Raw genomic sequence first — 18149 nt, 5'->3', positions numbered from 1 at the left:
CGCATGATCCTCATCGAGCCGGCGGTTGTTGCCCCAGTGGCACAACCGCCATGGTCAACCGCGACACACAACTGGCCTTGCCTTCATCGCTGGTCAGGCGGATATCCCAGACATGCGTGGTACGGCCGATGTGAATCGGCTTGGCCACCGCTGTCACCCGGCCACTGCGCAGGCCGCGCAAATGGTTGGCGTTGATCTCGAGCCCCACGCAATAAAACTTGCTGGCATCGATGCACAGATAACTGGCCATCGAGCCGACGGTTTCCGCCAGCACCACCGAAGCGCCGCCGTGCAGCAAGCCATAAGGCTGATGAGTGCGGTGGTCGATGACCATGCTCGCGGTCAGCGACTCCTCGTCGAACGCTTCGAAACGGATGTCGAGCACTTCGCCGATGGTGTTTTTCTGGATCGCGTTCAACTGCTCGATGTTGGGAGTGGTACGCCACAAGCTCATCGCTGACTTCCTTTATTGTTTTAGTCGTCGCTCAATCCTGCCACAGCACCGCCTCGCTGCGCGCGCTCCATTCTTCGAAACGGGCGCCGTAGGTGTCTTCAATGACGTTGCGTTTGATTTTAAGGGTCGGCGTAAGGAAGCCGTTTTCCACCGCCCAGCTGTCCTTGACCACCACCAGCCGGCGCAGACGCTCGTGCTTGTCGAGCACGGCGTTGACCTCCTCCAGCAGTTTTTCCAGGCTCGAATGCAGGCTCGCGCGAGGCTCTTCCTGATTGACGCTCGAGAGCACACACAACCCCAGCGGCGCGCTCAAACCATCACCGACCACACACACCTGTTCGATGCGCGAGTGCACGGCCAAACGGTTTTCGATCGGCGCCGGGGCGACGTATTTGCCTTTGCTGGTCTTGAAGATTTCCTTCAGTCGCCCGGTCAGGCGCAAGCGCCCTTCGGCATCCTGTTCGCCCTTGTCGCCGGTGCGCAGAAAGCCGTCTGCAGTCAGGGTCTCGGCGGTTTTCTGCGGTTCCTTGAAATAACCGAGCATGTTCGCCTGACTGCGCACCTGCACCTCGCCGGATTCATCGATGCGCACCTCGACGTCCGGGCACGGTTTGCCGATCCAGCCCTGTTTGTATTCGCCGGGCAAACAGATGTGCGAGTAACCGCAACCCTCGGTCATGCCGTAGACCTCCAGCACATCGAGGCCGAGTTTCTGATACCAGGCGAGCAATGTCTGCGGCACTGGTGCTGCACCGGAAAGCGCCACGCGCAAGGCGTCCAGCCCCAGGCCCGCCAGCACTTTATGCCCCACACGCTTGCCGATGAAGGGCAGACCGAGCAGCAAATCCAGACGCTTCGCCGGGATCTTGCTGTAGACGCCCATCTGGAATTTGGTCCAGATCCGCGGCACCCCGAACATCGCCGTCGGCCGCGCCCGCTTGAGATCGGTGATGAAGGTGTCGAGGCTTTCGGCAAAGAACACTGTCTGCCCGGTATAGATCGAGGCCATTTCAACGAACATGCGTTCCGCAACATGGCACAACGGCAGGTACGACAGCAGCCGATCGCTCTCGTTGAGCCCGAACAGCTGCGTGCCCCGGCTGGTGGCAAATCCCAGATTGGCAAAACTGTGCATCACGCCTTTGGGCAGGCCAGTGGTGCCGGAGGTGTAGATGATGGTCGCCAGTTGCTCGGCGGCGGGACGCGGATCGTCCTGAATCGGCGAACTGCTTTGCAAATCGGCCCAGCTGAAATCGAAATCGCCAGGCGGATGCAGCGGCAGGCTGATGGTCGGCAAGCCCGCCGGCACGCCTGTCGACATGCTCGGCCAGTCATCGAGTTTGCCGATAAACGCCAGCACACTCTCCGAGTGTTTGAGCACTTGAGCGACGGAGTCGGCCGTCAGGTTGGGATACAGCGGCACTGACACGTGCCCGGCCATCCAGATGGCCAGATCGGCAATGATCCAGTGCGCGCAATTTTTCGAGATCAGGGCGATGTGGCTGCCTTGCGGCAACTCCCGTGCACGCAGCCAGTGTGCGGCGCAGCGGGCCTGATGGCCGACGTCGGCCCAGGTCAGCGTGTCGACCTGGCCACCACCAATGGGCTGCACAAGAAAGCGCTGGCGCGGATGCCGGGCTTCACGTTCGTAAAACACGTCCAGCGGCAAACGGAATGCGGCAGACATGCGACTCGCTCCTGTTTTTTTAGGTCTGGAGCAAGCGTAGTCAACCAAGCAAGTGCTTGGTTGGAATTTTTACTAAAAGAAACAAGATCAAAAGATCGCAGCCTTCGGCAGCTCCTACATGGGATCGCATTCTCATGTAGGAGCTGCCGAAGGCTGCGATCTTTTGCTTTAAGGATGCTTGAGGCTGTTGAGGGTCATCGAGCCGATCAGCAGTTCAGCACTCTCCAGCTCGGCCAACCCCGCCGTGCTGACTTTCTCCGGCGGATACCCGGCGCCATGCTGCAGATAGCTGAGCAAATTGCCCACCAGCGGGTTGTGGCTGACCAGCAGCACATTGCTCACCGAAACCAGCTGATCGGTGACCTTGTCCGGATCGACCTCCGGCGTCAGCCACTCGACCGTGCGGATCTCGGGTTCGAAGCCCAGCGCCTCGCGGACAATCTGCGCGGTCTGTTGCGCGCGCAGGTAGGGGCTGGCGTAGATCGCCGTCAGCGGCTGACCGATCAATCGGGCCGCGCTGCTCAAGGCTTCCTTGCGACCGTGCTCGGTCAGTTCCCGTTCGGAGTCGGGGCACGAGCCATAAGGCACGGCCTCACCGTGACGCAATACCCAGAGTTTCATAGCTTGGGTTCCTCATCGCGAACCGGATGCGGTGCTGGCGGCACGGCATGTGGCGCCTCACCTTCCGGCGTACGCGGCGCTGGCCAGTCGGCAAACGGCCAAGGCTTCTGGTCGCTGTGAAAACTGCCGAAGCGGCCGATCTGCGCCAGAAACTGGCTCAGACTGTCGCCGAAGTTCATCAGGCTGGCGCTCGGTGCGCCATAGATCAAACGATAGATCAGTTGCACCAGCACCACCGCGCCGAGAATAAACTGCGCCACTTGCCAGACCAGCAGGTAGACGATCATCCACAACACCCGCAGGAGGATGGATTCGTACCTGGCTTCGGATTTTGATTCGTTCATGTTCAGCTCCCCTACCCGTGAATAACAGCAGTCAGTTGAAACCACTGGTGGAAATAAAGTCGACGTCGGTTTTCGGCTCGGCGCGCATCAACAGCTCGATGACCTGTTCCAGCGTGCGCCCCTCGAACAGGATCGCGTGCAAGCCGGCGACCAGCGGCATGTAGACGCCGACTTCCTGGGACTTGGCTTTCAGCACTTTCAGGGTATTGACCCCTTCGGCGACTTCACCGAGGCGCGACACCGCTTCCTCAAGGCTCAGGCCCTGGCCGAGGGCGAATCCGACCTGATAGTTGCGGCTTTTCGGCGACGAGCACGTGACGATCAGATCGCCAACACCCGCCAGACCAAGGAAAGTCATGGGGTTTGCGCCCTGATTCACCGCAAACCGGGTCATCTCGGCCAAGGCGCGGGTGATCAGCATGCTCTTGGTGTTCTCGCCCATTTCCAGGGCCACCGCCATGCCGGCGATAATCGCGTAAACGTTTTTCAACGCCCCGCCCAGTTCGACGCCGAAACGGTCGGCGCTGGCATAAACACGAAATGTGCGGCCATGCAGCGCGGCTTGCACCTGTTTGCACAGTTCTTCGTCTTCACTGGCGACCACCGTTGCCGTCAGCGCGTGCTCGGCGATTTCCCGCGCCAGATTCGGCCCGGACAACACGCCGATGCGCGCCTGCGGGGCGATCTCTTCGAGGATCTGGCTCATCAGCTTGAAGGTGTGGGCTTCGATACCTTTGGTCAGGCTGACCAGCATCTTGCCGCTCAGACGCTCGGCGTGCGCGGCGAGCACTGCGCGCAGTGCGCTGGACGGCAGCGCGACAAAGCACAAGTCGCAGGCGTCGAGGGTGTGCTGCAAGTCGGTGACCGCAGTCACGCCCGGCAGAATCTTGATGCCTTTGAGGTAACGCGGGTTTTCGCGGTTGACCCGGATGGCCTCGGCCTGCTCGGGGTCACGCATCCACTGCAAGACTTGATGGCCGTTCTCGGCCAGAAGGTTGGCCACGGCGGTACCAAAACTTCCGCCTCCCAGGACCGCAATCGGGCGCTGCTCAGTCATATGCAATCCGTTAATCCATACCAGTGGCGATGCCGGCATTATACGGGGCGACCCGGTCGCGGCCAGCCCCTGCGTCAATTACCGACACTTGTAGGAAGAAGACCAATAAAACCTAGGAAAATGCCTGCAACGTGATTAGAAAAGTCGCTGTCCTCGGTTAACATGCGCGCCAATTCTTCGCTCGATAGGCTGCGTCGTGTTTTTTGCTCCTCCCCCACCGCGTTCTTCCCTGCTGCTGGCGCTGTTGTTCAGCCCGGTATTGCTGGCGGACGACCTGTTCATGGACAGCCAGGCGCTGCCGCAGGTACTGACAGCCACTCGGCTGAAACAGACGCCGGCGGAAGTGCCGGGGAGCATGACCGTACTCGACAGCGAATTGATCAGCGCCAGCGGCGCCCGCGACATCAGCGAACTGCTGCGGCTGGTGCCGGGCATGATGGTCGGCAACATCAGCGGCAATCAGGCGGCGGTCAATTACCACGGCACCAACGCCACCGAAGCGCGGCGCATGCAGGTATTGATCGACGGCCGCTCGGTGTACCGCGCAGGTCTGGCCACGGTGGACTGGAGCGATATGCCGGTGGCCATGGAGGACATCGAGCGCATCGAAGTCTTTCGCGGCCCTAACACGGTCAGCTACGGCGCCAACGCGCTGATGGCGGTGGTCAATATCATCACCCGCAATCCGGCAGACAGCCACGGCACACGGCTGAAAATCACCCGAGGCCAGCGCGGCATCAACGATTTTTATGCCAGCCAGGGCACCGGATGGAATGGCGGTGATCTGCGTCTGTCGCTGTCCGGCCAGGAGGATGACGGTTTCGACAGCGATCGCACGGGCGCCGATTACCGTGACAGCCGCCGCTTGAACCGCTTCAGCCTTGCGGTCAGCCACATGCTGACTGACAACCAGAGCCTCGACTGGCAGGTCAACGCGAAGGACGGCAGCAATCAACGGCCTTATACCTACCGCCCGGTGTTCTCGGGGATTACTGACAGCGGCAACAATTCCGACGTGGTGGCCAAGGACTATGCCGGTTCAGTGCGCTGGAATCTCGACATCAATCCCGAGCACAGTCTTTATATACAAGGCTCGGCGCAGCACTGGGATCGTCAGCAGGTATGGCGCGCCTGTGATGCCGAGGTGTCGTTCAGCCCGGAGCTGACACAGCTGTGGCAGCTCAACCCGAATTACACCGAACGTTTAGCGCGCAACATCACGCGCTTCACCGGTCCAGGCGCGGAACCTGGTACGCCGCAGGAAATGGCTCTGGCCAACCAAGTGCTCGATCAGTGGCGCAACGGCGCCAGTCAGACCCTGTGCGGCGACATCGACCAGAGCGCGCGCGAGTCGCGCTACGACCTCGAACTGCAAGACACCCTCAGTTTGTCCGACAGCCTGCGTCTGGTCAGCGGCCTGAACTATCGTTACGACCGCGCCAATTCCGAGACCTACTTCAACGGCACGCTGGACGACACTACGTGGCGGGCGTTCGGCCAATTGGAGTGGCGCGCCACTGAACACTGGCTGTTGCAGGGCGGCGCGATGTTCGAGGACACGCAACTGATCGGCAGTTCGCTGACCCCACGCTTCGCGATCAATTACTTGATCAACCCGCGTCACGGCCTGCGTGCGGTGTACTCGGAGGCGATTCGCTCGCCGGACATGTTCGAGAACAACGTCAACTGGAGCTATCAGGTCAGCAAACTGCGACCTTCGGCGTACGGCAAATCTTCGGCGCGCTACTTCGTCAAGACCCGCGGCCCCGGCGATCTCGACCAGGAACACATGCGCTCGCGAGAGCTGGGCTACAACGGCTACTTTGCCGAATGGGGCCTGGCGGTCGACGTCAAACTGTTCTACGACGAGATCACCGGGATGATCAGCGAACCGCTGCGCAACAATCAGTACATCGCCAGCAACGCCAACAGCTCACGTTTTCGCGGCACCGAAACCCAACTCGACTGGCGCGTTAACACGGTCGACCGCTTGCGCTTCACTTACGCTTACGTCGACGCCGAGGCGAGCAATCCGCTGGATCAGCAATTCACCGCCAGTCACAGCGGTTCTGCCGGATGGCTGCGCGATTGGGGTCACGGCTGGAACAGCGCCCTCTTCTATTACGGCGACAACGCGCTCAACGGCTATCGCTTCGAGCGCGTCGACACGCGAATCGCCAAACGCATCACGCTGGGCAAGGCCCAACTGGAACTGGCGGGCGTGCTGCAGCAGCGCCTCGATCACGAGCCGACCACCTTCGTCGACAACAATTACGACGAACGCCGCGTGATGTATGTCAGCGCCGAGCTGGAGTTCTAGGATGCGCCACGGTCTGTCAAGGAAGGCGCCGACCCTCGGCCATTGGCTGGCCGGACTTTGCCTGTTTGTGACCGTGTGGTTGCACGGCGTGGCGGTGCAAGCCGCCGACATTTTGTTGACCGGCGCCGAAGAAAGCCCCGGCGTGCAGGCGTTCGTCCAGGCGCTGAGTGAATTGCGTCCCACCGACAACGTGCGTTTCCAGCCCTTGGCCAGTCTGCCTGCGCCAGGCAAATTGCCGGCCAGCCTGCGCCTGATTCTGCTCGACCTGCCGAGCCTCGACTGGCGCCTGCAAGAACCTCAAGGCCCGGCGACGCTGGTGTTGCGCATCAGTCGTCTGCAAGCCCGACAACGCCTCGGCGCCGCGCAACCGGCGCACCTGAGTTTGCTCTGGAGTGATCCGCCGCTGAGCCGACAGTTGCAGTTGATCCGCCACATCCTGCCTCAGGCGAGCAGGATTGGCGTGTTGTTCGATGAACACAGCGAGTTCCTCCTCAAAGAGCTGCTTCTGGCTGCCGAGCCGCTGAATCTGCAAGTGGTCAGCCAGCGCTGGGACAACACTCACGACAGCCGCCCCCTGCAAGCCGTGCTGAAAAACAGCGACGTGCTGCTGGGCCTGGATGACCCCGATCTGTACAACCCGAAGACCGCGAAAAATCTGCTGCTCAGCAGCTATTCCCGGCAAATGGCGCTGGTCGGGCCAAACGCTGCGTTCGTGCGCGCCGGCAGCCTGGCCAGCACTTACAGCGACCAGAGCGATTGGCTGAGCGTTCTCGACCGGTTGCTCGACCAGCCGCCGATCCATTGGCCGCGATCGCTCTATCCCGAACGCTTCAAGGTCTCAAGTAATGCCCAGGTCGCTCGTTCCTTGGGTATCGAACCGCTGAATGAAGCGTCTGTCGCCAGCGCGTTGGCTGAAGGAGAAAGCCGCCCATGAATTTTCGTCGTCGTTGGGATATCAACACCCGCACTCAGCTGATCAGCCTGGGCCCGGCGCTGTTGCTGACCTTGTTGTTGATCAGTTTCTTCACCTTTGTGCGCATTCAGGATTTGCGCCAGGAGCTCAACCACACCGGTCAACTGATCGCCAACCAACTGGCGCCCGCCACCGAATACGGGGTGATATCCGGCAACAACGACGTGTTGGAAAGTCTGCTCAAGGCGACGCTGGCAACGCCCAACGTGCGCTTCCTTGAAGTACAGGACAGCGCCAACCGGATTCTGGTGTATGTCGAACAACCGGCGGATGCCCACAGTCGTCCGCATCAGGTCGAAGTGTTTCAGGCGCCGGTACGGCTGCAACGAATTGCCCTGAACAATGATTTTTTCCAGGACGCCAAAGTCAGCAGCGGCGCGGCCAGCGAGGACTATCTGGGGCGAGTGATCGTTGGTCTGTCCAACGATGCCTTCAGTCAGCGCCAGCAGGAAATTCTGCTCAAGGCCGGGATTCTGGCGCTGTTCGCCCTGCTCTTCACGTTTGTCCTGGCGCGGCGTCTGGCCGGCAGCCTGTCGCAGCCGATTCGCAATATCGGCGACGCGGTCAAGGCGATCCAGGATGGCGACTTTAAAACCCCGCTGCCGATCGTCGATGACACCGAACTGGGCGCACTGTCGCAGCACATCAACAATCTCGCTCAGGCGCTGGAACAGGCCAGTCGTGAACAGCATCAGGCGATGGCGCAACTGATCCAGACTCGCGAGGAAGCGGAAAAAGCCAACAACGCCAAATCCGACTTCCTGGCGATGATGAGCCATGAACTGCGCACGCCCATGAATGGCGTGCTGGGCATGCTGCAATTGCTAGAAACCACCGAGATGACCGAGGAGCAGATCGAGTACGCCGCGCTCGCCTCGGAGTCCACTGAACACTTGCTCAAGGTGATCAACGACATCCTCGACTTCTCACGCATCGAGCGTTCGGAGCTTGAGCTGGAACATATTCCGTTCAACCTCGCCGAACTGATCGGCGCGTGCGCCCAGTCGTTCCAGCACAGCGCAGTGCAACGTGGCTTGGCGCTGAACCTGCGGATTCCCGAAGACATGCGCGGCCTGCAGGTGCAGGGCGATCCGACGCGCATCCGGCAGATTCTGGTCAATCTGGTCGGCAATGCCTTGAAGTTCACTGAACAGGGCCGGGTCAGTATCGAGGCGCAGTGGCAGTCGCTGGATCACGAATTGCTGTGGTTCACCTGCTCGGTGCGCGACAGTGGCATCGGTATTTCGTCCGAGCACCTGGAGCTGATGTTCAATGCGTTCCAGCAGGCTGACAGCTCGATTTCGCGACGCTACGGCGGCACCGGTCTGGGCCTGCCGATCGCCCGCACACTCGCCGAACGCATGGGCGGTACATTAAGAGCGCAGAGTGAGGAAGGTCTTGGGTCGGTGTTCACCCTGGAAATTCCGCTGGCTCTATATAAGCAGGCATTGCCACCATTGGCTGCGCCGCGGGTGCTCAATGGCAGCGGCGATGGTGAAGGGCGCCATGTGTTGTTGGTCGAAGACAATCCGGTCAATCAGACGGTTATTGAAGCGATGCTGCGCAGTCTGGGCTTTACTGTCAGTGTCGCCACCGATGGCGTGCAGGCGGTGCGTAGTGTCGAGGGCAGTGAGTTCGAAGTGATTCTGATGGACTGTCGTCTGCCGATCATCGATGGCTATGAAGCGACCCGGCAGATCCGCCGCCTGCCCGGACGCGGCAACGTGCCGATCATCGCGCTGACCGCCAATGCCTTGCAGGGCGACCGGGAAACCTGTCTGTCGGCGGGGATGAACGATTATCTGGCCAAGCCGTTCAAACGTAATGATCTGCAGCAGATTCTGCAGCGGTGGGTGTCTTAGTGTCGGCTTTTCGACCATCTGCGACTGGCATGAAAAGCGAAAGTGCGGCAGTCTTAGGCACCCGAACGAGCCTCAAAAGAGGCTTGATTAAAAATTTCAGTGCACAAGTGTACATTCATGTCCTTGGTGCTGTGACTTTCACCACAACGCAATAGTCTATGAGTAGGCTGCCGGTTCGAGGCATGAATGCTTCGAACGGTCGGGAAGATTTGCCCCACCTGCCGCATGGGATTATTGAGGAGCTCGCATGACCAAACAAAACGCCTTTACTCGGGAAGACCTGCTGCGCTGCAGTCGCGGTGAGCTGTTCGGCCCAGGTAACGCGCAACTGCCCGCCCCGAACATGCTGATGGTGGATCGCATCACCCATATCAGCGAAGAAGGCGGCAAGTACGGCAAAGGTGAATTGGTCGCCGAGCTGGATATCACCCCTGACCTGTGGTTCTTCGCTTGCCACTTCGAGGGCGATCCGGTGATGCCGGGCTGCCTGGGCCTTGACGCCATGTGGCAACTGGTTGGCTTCTTCCTGGGCTGGCAAGGTCTGCCGGGCCGTGGCCGTGCGCTGGGTTCGGGCGAAGTGAAATTCTTCGGCCAGGTTCTGCCGACCGCCAAGAAAGTCACCTATAACATTCAAATCAAGCGCGTCCTCAAGGGCAAGCTGAACCTGGCAATCGCTGACGGTTCGGTCTCTGTGGACGGTCGCGAAATCTACACCGCCGAAGGCCTCCGGGTCGGCGTGTTTACCTCCACTGAAAACTTCTAAGGGTTATCCGCATGCGCCGCGTCGTTATCACTGGTCTGGGTATCGTTTCTTGCCTGGGCAATGACAAAGAGACCGTCTCCGCTAACCTGCGTGCAAGCCGCCCTGGCATCCGGTTCAACCCGGAATATGCCGAAATGGGTCTGCGTAGCCAGGTTTCCGGCTCCATTGACCTTCCCCTCGAAGAGCTGATCGATCGCAAGATCTTTCGCTTCGTCGGCCACGCCGCGGCTTACGCCTACCTGGCGATGAAAGACGCGATCACTGACTCCGGCCTGACCGAAGAGCAAGTGTCCAACCCGCGTACCGGCCTGATCGCCGGCTCCGGCGGTGCTTCCACGCTGAACCAGATGGAAGCGCTGGACATCCTGCGCGAGAAAGGCGTGAAGCGCGTTGGCCCATACCGTGTAACGCGGACCATGAGCAGCACCGTTTCCGCTTGCCTGGCCACGCCATTCAAGATCAAGGGCCTGAACTACTCCATCGCTTCTGCCTGCGCCACCAGTGCTCACTGCATCGGTACCGCCATGGAACAGATCCAGATGGGCAAGCAGGACATCGTTTTCGCCGGTGGCGGTGAAGAAGAGCATTGGAGCCAGTCGTTCCTGTTCGACGCGATGGGCGCCCTGTCCAGCAAGCGTAACGACACCCCGGAAAAAGCCTCCCGTGCCTACGACGCCGACCGTGACGGTTTCGTCATCGCCGGTGGTGGCGGCATGGTCGTGGTTGAAGAGCTGGAACACGCTCTGGCCCGTGGCGCGAAGATCTACGCGGAAATCGTTGGCTACGGCGCGACGTCCGACGGCTACGACATGGTTGCCCCAAGTGGCGAAGGCGCGATCCGCTGCATGCAGATGGCGATGTCCACCGTTGATACCCCGATCGACTACCTGAACACCCACGGCACTTCGACTCCGGTCGGCGACGTCGCGGAAATGAAAGGTGTGCGTGAAGTGTTCGGCGACAAGGCTCCAGCGATCAGCTCGACCAAGAGCCTGTCCGGTCACTCCCTGGGCGCTGCCGGCGTTCACGAAGCGATCTACTGCATGCTGATGATGGAAGGCAACTTCATTGCCGGTTCCGCCAACATCGACGAGCTGGACCCGGAAGTGGCTGACATGCCGATTCTGACCAAGACTCGCGAAAACGCCACCATCAACACCGTGATGAGCAACAGCTTCGGCTTCGGCGGCACCAACGCCACGCTGGTGATGAAGCGCTGGGAAGGCAAGTAATTCCCAAGGCTTGAGCCACACATGAAAAAACGCCCCGACTGGTTCGGGGCGTTTTTTTTGGCTGAAGAAAACTCATGGCCGACACAAATCCCTGTGTAGGAGTGAGCCTGCTCGCGATAGCGGTGGATCAGCCAACAGCGTCGGTGACTGACACTCCGCTATCGCGAGCAGGCTCACTCCTACAGGGGGATGCGGTGTTCTGAAAATGAAACTTCTGTCATGAAACTTACCGCCCTGCGACCGAATGTCGCGGATTACGCGGCCTGCAGCACTGTTGCAAAATACGCAACAACACCTTGCGCGAATAAGCCGTTTACTTAGCTGCCTAACAAATCCTATAAAAGAGTCCTGCACACGCCTTGCTGCAGATAACTTGAGATTTGGAGCTAGCAGATGACTGTAAAAGTAACTGAACGCGACGATTCACACATGTCCCATGAAGGCGTAGCCGCCGGTATCCGGATCTGGGATGTGCATCAACAAGACTTGCTGGTCGGGATGTTCCACAACGAAATCGACGCCCACAACTACAAGGCCGAACTGGAAGTGCAAGAACAGCAACGGGATTTACGATCTGCCTGAATCAACCACAGCATTGAAAACGACAAACCCCGCGATCAGCGGGGTTTGTCGTTGTTACAGGCTTAGCGATTTACCACATCAGATCGTCAGGGATCTGATAGGCCGCGTACGGATCGTCCTCGGCGTTGACCTCTTCGGTCTGCACGTTGAGTTGCACGATGCGCTGTGGATCGCGCTCCTGGATCTTCAGGGCCGCTTCACGGGGGATCACTTCATAGCCGCCGGCATGATGCACGATCGCCAGCGAACCGCTGCTGAGCTTGTTGCGCATCAGCGTGTTGACCGACAGGCGCTTGACCTTCTTATCGTCAACGAAGTTGTAGTAGTCCTCGGTGGTCAGCTTCGGCAGACGCGAGACTTCGATCAACTGCTTAACCTGCGCGGCGCGCTCCTTGGCTTCGGCCTTCTCTTTCTGCTGGCGGTTCAGCTCCTGGTCGCGCTTGACCTTCTCGGCCATGGCTTCCTGGGCGGCGCGCTGCTGCGAGTCGTCCAGCTCGATCTGACCTTTGTGGACCAGACGCTGCTGCTTCTGCTTGTCCTTGCTGACCTGCTTGGCCTGCTTTTGGTTGACCAGGCCTGCTTTGAGCAACTGATCGCGAAGGGAAATACTCATGGTGCTTACTCACTTGGGCAGTTGCTCAGCCGCAGCTGGGCAAATTCTTTTCCTGACGTTTGGCTTCACCCCACAGGGCGTCCAACTCTTCGAGGGTGCAATCTTCTATGGGACGGTGGGTGTCGCGCAATGCCTGTTCGATAAAACGGAAACGTCTTTCAAACTTGCCGTTGGCGCCACGCAATGCAGTTTCCGGTTCAACCTTCAGATGTCGGGCCAGATTGACCACGGAAAACAGCAGATCACCGATCTCGTCAGCCACCGCTGCGGGATCGTTTTCGGACATCGCTTCGAGCACTTCATCGAGCTCTTCACGCACCTTGTCGAACACCGGCAAGGCGTCCGGCCAGTCGAAACCGACCTGCCCTGCACGCTTCTGCAACTTGGCTGAGCGCGACAATGCAGGCAACGCAGCCGGTACGTCATCAAGCAATGAAAGCTGCTGCGGCGCGGCGGATTTCTCGGCACGCTCTTCGGCCTTGATTTCTTCCCAGCGCTGCTTGACCTGCTCTTCATTCAAACGCGGCACGTCCAGCGGCGCGTACAGGTCGCCAGTAGGGAAAACGTGAGGATGACGGCGGATCAGCTTGCGGGTGATGCTGTCGATAACTCCGGCAAACTCGAAACGACCTTCTTCGCGCGCCAACTGGCTGTAATAGACGACCTGGAACAACAGGTCGCCGAGCTCGCCCTGCAAATGATCGAAATCGCCGCGCTCGATGGCGTCGGCCACTTCGTAGGCCTCTTCGAGGGTGTGCGGGACGATGGTCGCGTAGGTTTGCTTGATGTCCCACGGGCAACCGAACTGCGGATCGCGCAGACGGCTCATGAGATGGAGCAGGTCTTCAAGGCTGTACATAAAAGTCTCGTTCATACCTCTGTAGGAGCTGCCGCAGGCTGCGATCTTTTGATCTTGTTTTTCAAAATCAAAGTCAAAAGATCGCAGCCTGCGGCAGCTCCTACAGGGGATTGCGTCACGGGGTGCGATTACGCCGCGTCTCGATGATGTTCGGCAACTGCGAAATCCGCCCAAGCAACCGACCCAGTGCATCCAGCCCCGGGATCTCGATGGTCAGGGACATCAGCGCGGTGTTGTCTTCCTTGTTCGAGCGGGTGTTGACCGCCAGCACGTTGATCCGCTCGTTGAGCAGCACCTGCGAGACGTCACGCAGCAGCCCCGAACGGTCGTAGGCGCGGATGACGATGTCCACCGGATAAGTGAGCACCGGCACCGGCCCCCAGCTGACCTGAATGATCCGCTCTGGCTCGCGCCCGCCCAGTTGCAGCACCGAGGCGCAGTCCTGGCGGTGAATGCTCACGCCACGGCCCTGAGTGATGTAACCGACAATCGCATCGCCCGGCAACGGCTGGCAGCAGCCGGCCATTTGCGTCATCAGGTTGCCGACACCCTGAATCTGAATGTCGCCACGCTTGCCCGGCTTGTAGCCGGTCGCTTTACGTGGAATCAGCTCCAGCTGTTCGTTACCGCGTTCCGGCTCGACCAGTTGCTGCGCCAGGTTGACCAGTTGCGCCAGACGCAGGTCGCCGGCACCGAGGGCGGCGAACATGTCTTCGGCGGTTTTCATGTTGGCCTTCTCGGCCAACTTGTCGAAATCTACCGCTGGCAGGCCGAGGCGTGTGAGCTCGCGTTCGATCAGGGTTTTACCGGCGGCGACGTTCTGGTCTCGGGCCTGCAACTTGAACCAGTGAACAATTTTCGCCCGCGCCCGCGACGTGGTGACGTAACCGAGGTTGGAGTTCAGCCAGTCGCGGCTTGGTGTGCCGTGTTTGCTGGTGATGATCTCGACCTGCTCACCGGTCTGCAGGCTGTAGTTGAGCGGCACGATGCGCCCGTTGATCTTCGCGCCACGGCAGTTGTGACCGATTTCGGTGTGTACGCGGTAGGCGAAGTCCAGCGGTGTTGCGCCTTTCGGCAAGTCGATGGCGTGACCGTCGGGCGTGAAGATGTAGACCCGATCCGGTTCGATATCGACGCGCAGTTGTTCGGCCAGACCACCAATATCACCCAGCTCTTCATGCCACTCGAGCACCTGACGCAGCCAGGAGATTTTCTCTTCGTAGTGATTGGAACCGGATTTGACGTCAGTGCCCTTGTAGCGCCAGTGCGCGCAGACGCCGAGCTCGGCTTCTTCGTGCATCGAATGCGTACGGATCTGCACTTCCAGCACCTTGCCTTCCGGGCCGATCACGGCCGTGTGCAACGAGCGGTAGCCGTTCTCTTTCGGGTTGGCGATGTAGTCGTCGAATTCTTTCGGAATGTGCCGCCACAGCGTGTGGACGATACCCAGCGCGGTGTAGCAATCGCGCATTTCCGGCACCAGCACGCGCACTGCACGCACGTCGTAGATCTGGCTGAATTCCAGACCCTTGCGCTGCATTTTGCGCCAGATCGAATAGATGTGTTTGGCCCGACCGCTGATGTCGGCGTCGACGCCGGTGGCCTGCAATTCATCCTTGAGCTGGGTCATCACGTCGGCGATGAAACGCTCGCGATCAAGCCGCCGCTCATGGAGCAACTTGGCGATCTGCTTGTATTGATCAGGTTCGAGATAACGGAAGGACAAGTCCTCCAGTTCCCATTTGATATGACCGATGCCGAGCCGGTGCGCGAGCGGCGCATAGATGTCGAAGACTTCCCGGGCGACACGGTTACGCTTCTCGTCGTCGGCGGTTTTCACTGCACGAATGGCGCAGGTGCGTTCCGCCAGTTTGATCAGGGCAACCCGCACGTCGTCGACCATGGCAACGAGCATTTTGCGCAGGTTTTCCACCTGCCCTTGCGTGCCCATGACCATCGACTGGCGCGGACTGAGACTGGCGCTGATCGCGGCCATGCGCTGCACGCCGTCGATCAGTTTGGCCACCACCGGACCAAAGCGCTGGCCGACCGCCGCAAATTCGATCTGGCCTTCGCGCACGCCACGGTACAAGACCGCCGCGACCAGCGAATCCTGATCGAGCTTGAGGTCGGCGAGAATCTCGGCGATCTCAAGGCCGGTTCTGAAACTCCCGGAGCCCTCTGCCCACAGGTTTTTAGCAGCATTGGACTGTTGTTCGGCCTCGCGAGCAAACTCGCAGGCTTCTTTCAAGGCTTCGCGATCCAGTGCCAGATCGACACTGACCGCGTGATCGAGCCAAGCCTCGAGATTGATACTGCCGTCAGTGTTGATCGGCTGGTGTGCTCTCACCTGTACCATCTTGCTTTACCTTCCCTACGACGCAGATTCAATGCGTCAAAATCGCTGACCTTCGTTGCCCGTTTGCACTCGTGGGGCTAGAGCGAGCGCTGTACGGACGGACCAGACGGATCAGACGAGCCATCCTGGCTCGCTTCAAATAACGCCATGGCCTCGACATGTGCCGTCTGAGGAAACATATCGAGAATCCCGGCACGTTTTAACCGGTAGCCCTGCTTGATCAATTCGACCGTGTCGCGCGCCAGCGTTGCAGGGTTGCACGACACATACACCAACCGCTTGGCACCCAGGGTCGCCAGCTTGCGCACCACCTCGAAAGCACCGTCACGCGGTGGGTCCAAGAGTACCGCAGAAAAGCCATTTCCGATCCACTGAGCATGGCTCAAAGGCTGGGATAAATCGGCTTGAAAAAACTTTGTGTTATGCAAATTGTTACTGGCGGCGTTCGCGGCGGCACGCTCGACCATGGTCTGCACACCCTCCACCGCCACCACTTCACGCACCGTTCTGGCCAGTGGCAAAGCAAAGTTGCCGAGCCCGCAGAACAGGTCCAGCACGCGCTCTTCGCTGGTCGGCTTCAGCCAGTCCAGTGCCTGCGCAACCATCGCTTCGTTGACGCCCGCGTTGACCTGAATGAAATCCCCCGGCCGGTAAGCCAGATCCAGATCCCACTGCTCCAGGCGATAACTGAGCGACTGCGTGGCATCGACCGGTTGCGGCCCGTCTTCGCCGTGCAACCACAACTGCGCTTCATGAAACTGGCAGAAGTCCTTGAGGATCGTCAGATCTGCTTCGGACAACGGCGCCATGTGTCGCAGCAACACCGCCAGCGACGAACCTGCGAACAATTCGACATGGCCCAACGCTTGCGGCTTGCTCAAACGACGGAGCATCTCCGGCAAACGGGTCATGATCGGCTGCAAGGGCTGTACCAGCACCGGGCATTCATTGATGCCGACGATGTCCTGACTGCCGGCGGCGCGGAAACCCACTTCGAGTTTCTTCGCTTTCATGTCCCAGCGTACGGCGACGCGAGCGCGACGGCGATAGCCGAACTCGGGGCCGGTCAACGGTGCTGCCCACTCTTGCGGTTCGACACCGGCAACCTTCGTTAATTGCTCGGCGAGCATGCGCTGTTTCAGGGCAAGCTGTTCGCTGTGGGGCAAGTGCTGAACGCTGCAACCACCACAGCGACCAGCGTGCTGACACGGCGTCGGGCGGCGCAGTTCGCTGGCCTTGAACACGCGTTCGGTGCGCGCCTCGACCACTTTGCCGTGGGCGCCGAGCACGCGCGCTTCGACCTCTTCACCGGCAAGCGCGCCGAGGACGAACCAGGTACGGCCTTCAAAAAACGCGATACCGCGCCCGTCATTGGCCAGGCGCTCGATGTTCAAGCGCTGTTTCTTGCCAGTCGGGATTTGCGGGGCCTTGCTGCCGCCGGTGGGCTGGAAGCGCAGGCCTCTCTCTTGCTTGGCCATCAGTTGGGCGCGTCGAAAATGCCGGTCGACAAGTATCGGTCGCCACGGTCGCAGATGATCGCGACGATCACCGCGTTTTCAACCTCTTGAGACAGACGCAGCATCGCTGCTACCGCACCGCCCGAAGACACGCCGCAGAAGATGCCTTCTTCGCGGGCCAGACGACGGGTCACGTCCTCGGCCTCGCTTTGCGCCATGTCGACAATCCGATCAACGCGATCGGCCTGATAGATCTTCGGCAGGTATTCCTCTGGCCAGCGACGAATGCCGGGAATGGCCGAGCCTTCCATCGGTTGCAGACCAACGATCTGCACGGTGTCGCTCTGCTCTTTCAAGTAGCGCGAGACGCCCATGATGGTGCCGGTGGTACCCATCGAGCTGACGAAGTGAGTGATGGTGCCCTCGGTCTGACGCCAGATCTCCGGACCGGTGGTGGTGTAGTGCGCTTCAGGATTGTCGCCATTGGCGAACTGATCCAGCACCTTGCCACGGCCTTCGGCCTCCATGCGTTGGGCGAGATCGCGAGCGCCTTCCATGCCCTCTTCCTGACTGACCAGAATCAGCTCGGCACCATAAGCGGTCATCGCCGCTTTGCGCTCGGCGCTGGAGTTGTCGGGCATGATCAGGATCATCTTGTAACCCTTGATCGCGGCGGCCATCGCCAACGCAATCCCGGTATTACCCGAGGTCGCTTCGATCAGCGTATCGCCGGCGTGAATCTGCCCGCGCAACTCGGCACGGGTGATCATCGACAGCGCCGGACGGTCCTTGACCGAACCCGCCGGGTTATTCCCTTCGAGCTTGAGCAATAGGGTGTTGCTGGTAGCACCGGGCAGGCGCTGCAAACGCACCAGCGGAGTGTTGCCGACGCAATCGGCGATGGTTGGGTACTGCAGGGTCATGGCGTATTCGCAATCCAGACGTGCGGGGGCGCCTATCATACCG

The 18149-nt window shown here is 60.0% G+C and carries 16 protein-coding genes; 6 read left to right on the top strand and 10 right to left on the bottom strand.

Annotated elements, in window-relative coordinates:
• Window positions 1-10: 10 nt before the first annotated feature.
• The 5 genes from ICA15_RS15530 to ICA15_RS15510 form a co-directional block, all read right to left on the bottom strand.
• Window positions 11-454, bottom strand: coding sequence for a hotdog fold thioesterase (locus ICA15_RS15530; RefSeq protein ID WP_150616045.1), 444 nt, complete (start codon window positions 452-454; stop codon window positions 11-13).
• Between the two features lie 31 nt (window positions 455-485).
• Window positions 486-2141, bottom strand: coding sequence for an AMP-binding protein (locus ICA15_RS15525; RefSeq protein ID WP_210554051.1), 1656 nt, complete (start codon window positions 2139-2141; stop codon window positions 486-488).
• 168 nt (window positions 2142-2309) lie between these two features.
• A complete protein-coding gene (gene sixA, locus ICA15_RS15520) occupies window positions 2310-2762 on the bottom strand; it encodes a phosphohistidine phosphatase SixA (RefSeq protein ID WP_150604226.1) in 453 nt (150 codons plus the stop codon).
• Window positions 2759-3106: a DUF4389 domain-containing protein gene (locus tag ICA15_RS15515; protein WP_042560479.1), complete on the bottom strand. Its 348-nt coding sequence runs from the start codon at window positions 3104-3106 to the stop codon at window positions 2759-2761. The genes sixA and ICA15_RS15515 overlap by 4 nt, the downstream gene beginning before the upstream one ends.
• A gap of 31 nt (window positions 3107-3137) precedes the next feature.
• Window positions 3138-4163, bottom strand: a complete 1026-nt coding sequence (locus tag ICA15_RS15510; RefSeq protein ID WP_150604228.1) for an NAD(P)H-dependent glycerol-3-phosphate dehydrogenase — start codon at window positions 4161-4163, stop codon at window positions 3138-3140.
• Window positions 4164-4359: 196 nt separating this feature from the next.
• Between ICA15_RS15510 and ICA15_RS15505 the strand changes: the two genes are divergently transcribed.
• The 6 genes from ICA15_RS15505 (at window position 4360) to ICA15_RS15480 (ending at window position 11895) form a co-directional block, all read left to right on the top strand.
• Entirely contained in the window at window positions 4360-6483 is a 2124-nt protein-coding gene (locus tag ICA15_RS15505; protein ID WP_210554052.1) for a TonB-dependent receptor plug domain-containing protein, read from the top strand.
• 1 nt (window position 6484) lies between these two features.
• A complete protein-coding gene (locus ICA15_RS15500; protein WP_210554053.1) occupies window positions 6485-7417 on the top strand; it encodes an ABC transporter substrate-binding protein in 933 nt (310 codons plus the stop codon).
• The gene (locus ICA15_RS15495) at window positions 7414-9318 is read left to right on the top strand and encodes a response regulator (protein WP_210554054.1); all 1905 of its coding nucleotides are present in this window, start codon (window positions 7414-7416) and stop codon (window positions 9316-9318) included. Before ICA15_RS15500 ends, ICA15_RS15495 begins: the two co-directional genes overlap by 4 nt.
• A gap of 247 nt (window positions 9319-9565) precedes the next feature.
• Window positions 9566-10081 (top strand): 3-hydroxyacyl-[acyl-carrier-protein] dehydratase FabA, encoded by a 516-nt coding sequence (fabA, locus tag ICA15_RS15490; protein WP_042560484.1) that lies wholly within the window; start codon window positions 9566-9568, stop codon window positions 10079-10081.
• An 11-nt stretch (window positions 10082-10092) separates the two neighbouring features.
• On the top strand, window positions 10093-11313 hold the full coding sequence (fabB, locus tag ICA15_RS15485; protein ID WP_150604232.1) for a beta-ketoacyl-ACP synthase I: 1221 nt from the start codon (window positions 10093-10095) through the stop codon (window positions 11311-11313).
• 393 nt (window positions 11314-11706) lie between these two features.
• On the top strand, window positions 11707-11895 hold the full coding sequence (locus tag ICA15_RS15480; RefSeq protein WP_008079144.1) for a hypothetical protein: 189 nt from the start codon (window positions 11707-11709) through the stop codon (window positions 11893-11895).
• A gap of 70 nt (window positions 11896-11965) precedes the next feature.
• Here the strand turns inward: ICA15_RS15480 and ICA15_RS15475 are convergent, their stop codons facing one another.
• The 5 genes from ICA15_RS15475 to cysM form a co-directional block, all read right to left on the bottom strand.
• Window positions 11966-12508 (bottom strand): DUF2058 domain-containing protein, encoded by a 543-nt coding sequence (locus tag ICA15_RS15475; RefSeq protein WP_150604233.1) that lies wholly within the window; start codon window positions 12506-12508, stop codon window positions 11966-11968.
• Between the two features lie 25 nt (window positions 12509-12533).
• A complete protein-coding gene (mazG, locus tag ICA15_RS15470) occupies window positions 12534-13367 on the bottom strand; it encodes a nucleoside triphosphate pyrophosphohydrolase (protein ID WP_210554055.1) in 834 nt (277 codons plus the stop codon).
• 115 nt (window positions 13368-13482) lie between these two features.
• Complete coding sequence (relA, locus tag ICA15_RS15465; RefSeq protein WP_150604235.1) at window positions 13483-15726, bottom strand: GTP diphosphokinase; 2244 nt, start codon at window positions 15724-15726, stop codon at window positions 13483-13485.
• A gap of 77 nt (window positions 15727-15803) precedes the next feature.
• Window positions 15804-17204 (bottom strand): 23S rRNA (uracil(1939)-C(5))-methyltransferase RlmD, encoded by a 1401-nt coding sequence (rlmD, locus tag ICA15_RS15460; RefSeq protein ID WP_150616050.1) that lies wholly within the window; start codon window positions 17202-17204, stop codon window positions 15804-15806.
• Entirely contained in the window at window positions 17204-18106 is a 903-nt protein-coding gene (gene cysM / locus ICA15_RS15455) for a cysteine synthase CysM (protein ID WP_210554168.1), read from the bottom strand. Before cysM ends, rlmD begins: the two co-directional genes overlap by 1 nt.
• Window positions 18107-18149 lie beyond the last annotated feature (43 nt).

The sequence above is a fragment of the Pseudomonas sp. P116 genome, assembly GCF_020149425.1.
Classification (GTDB): domain Bacteria; phylum Pseudomonadota; class Gammaproteobacteria; order Pseudomonadales; family Pseudomonadaceae; genus Aquipseudomonas; species Aquipseudomonas anatoliensis.
The sequence above is the reverse complement of the archived record's forward strand: the minus strand, read 5'-3'. Positions and strand labels throughout refer to the sequence as shown.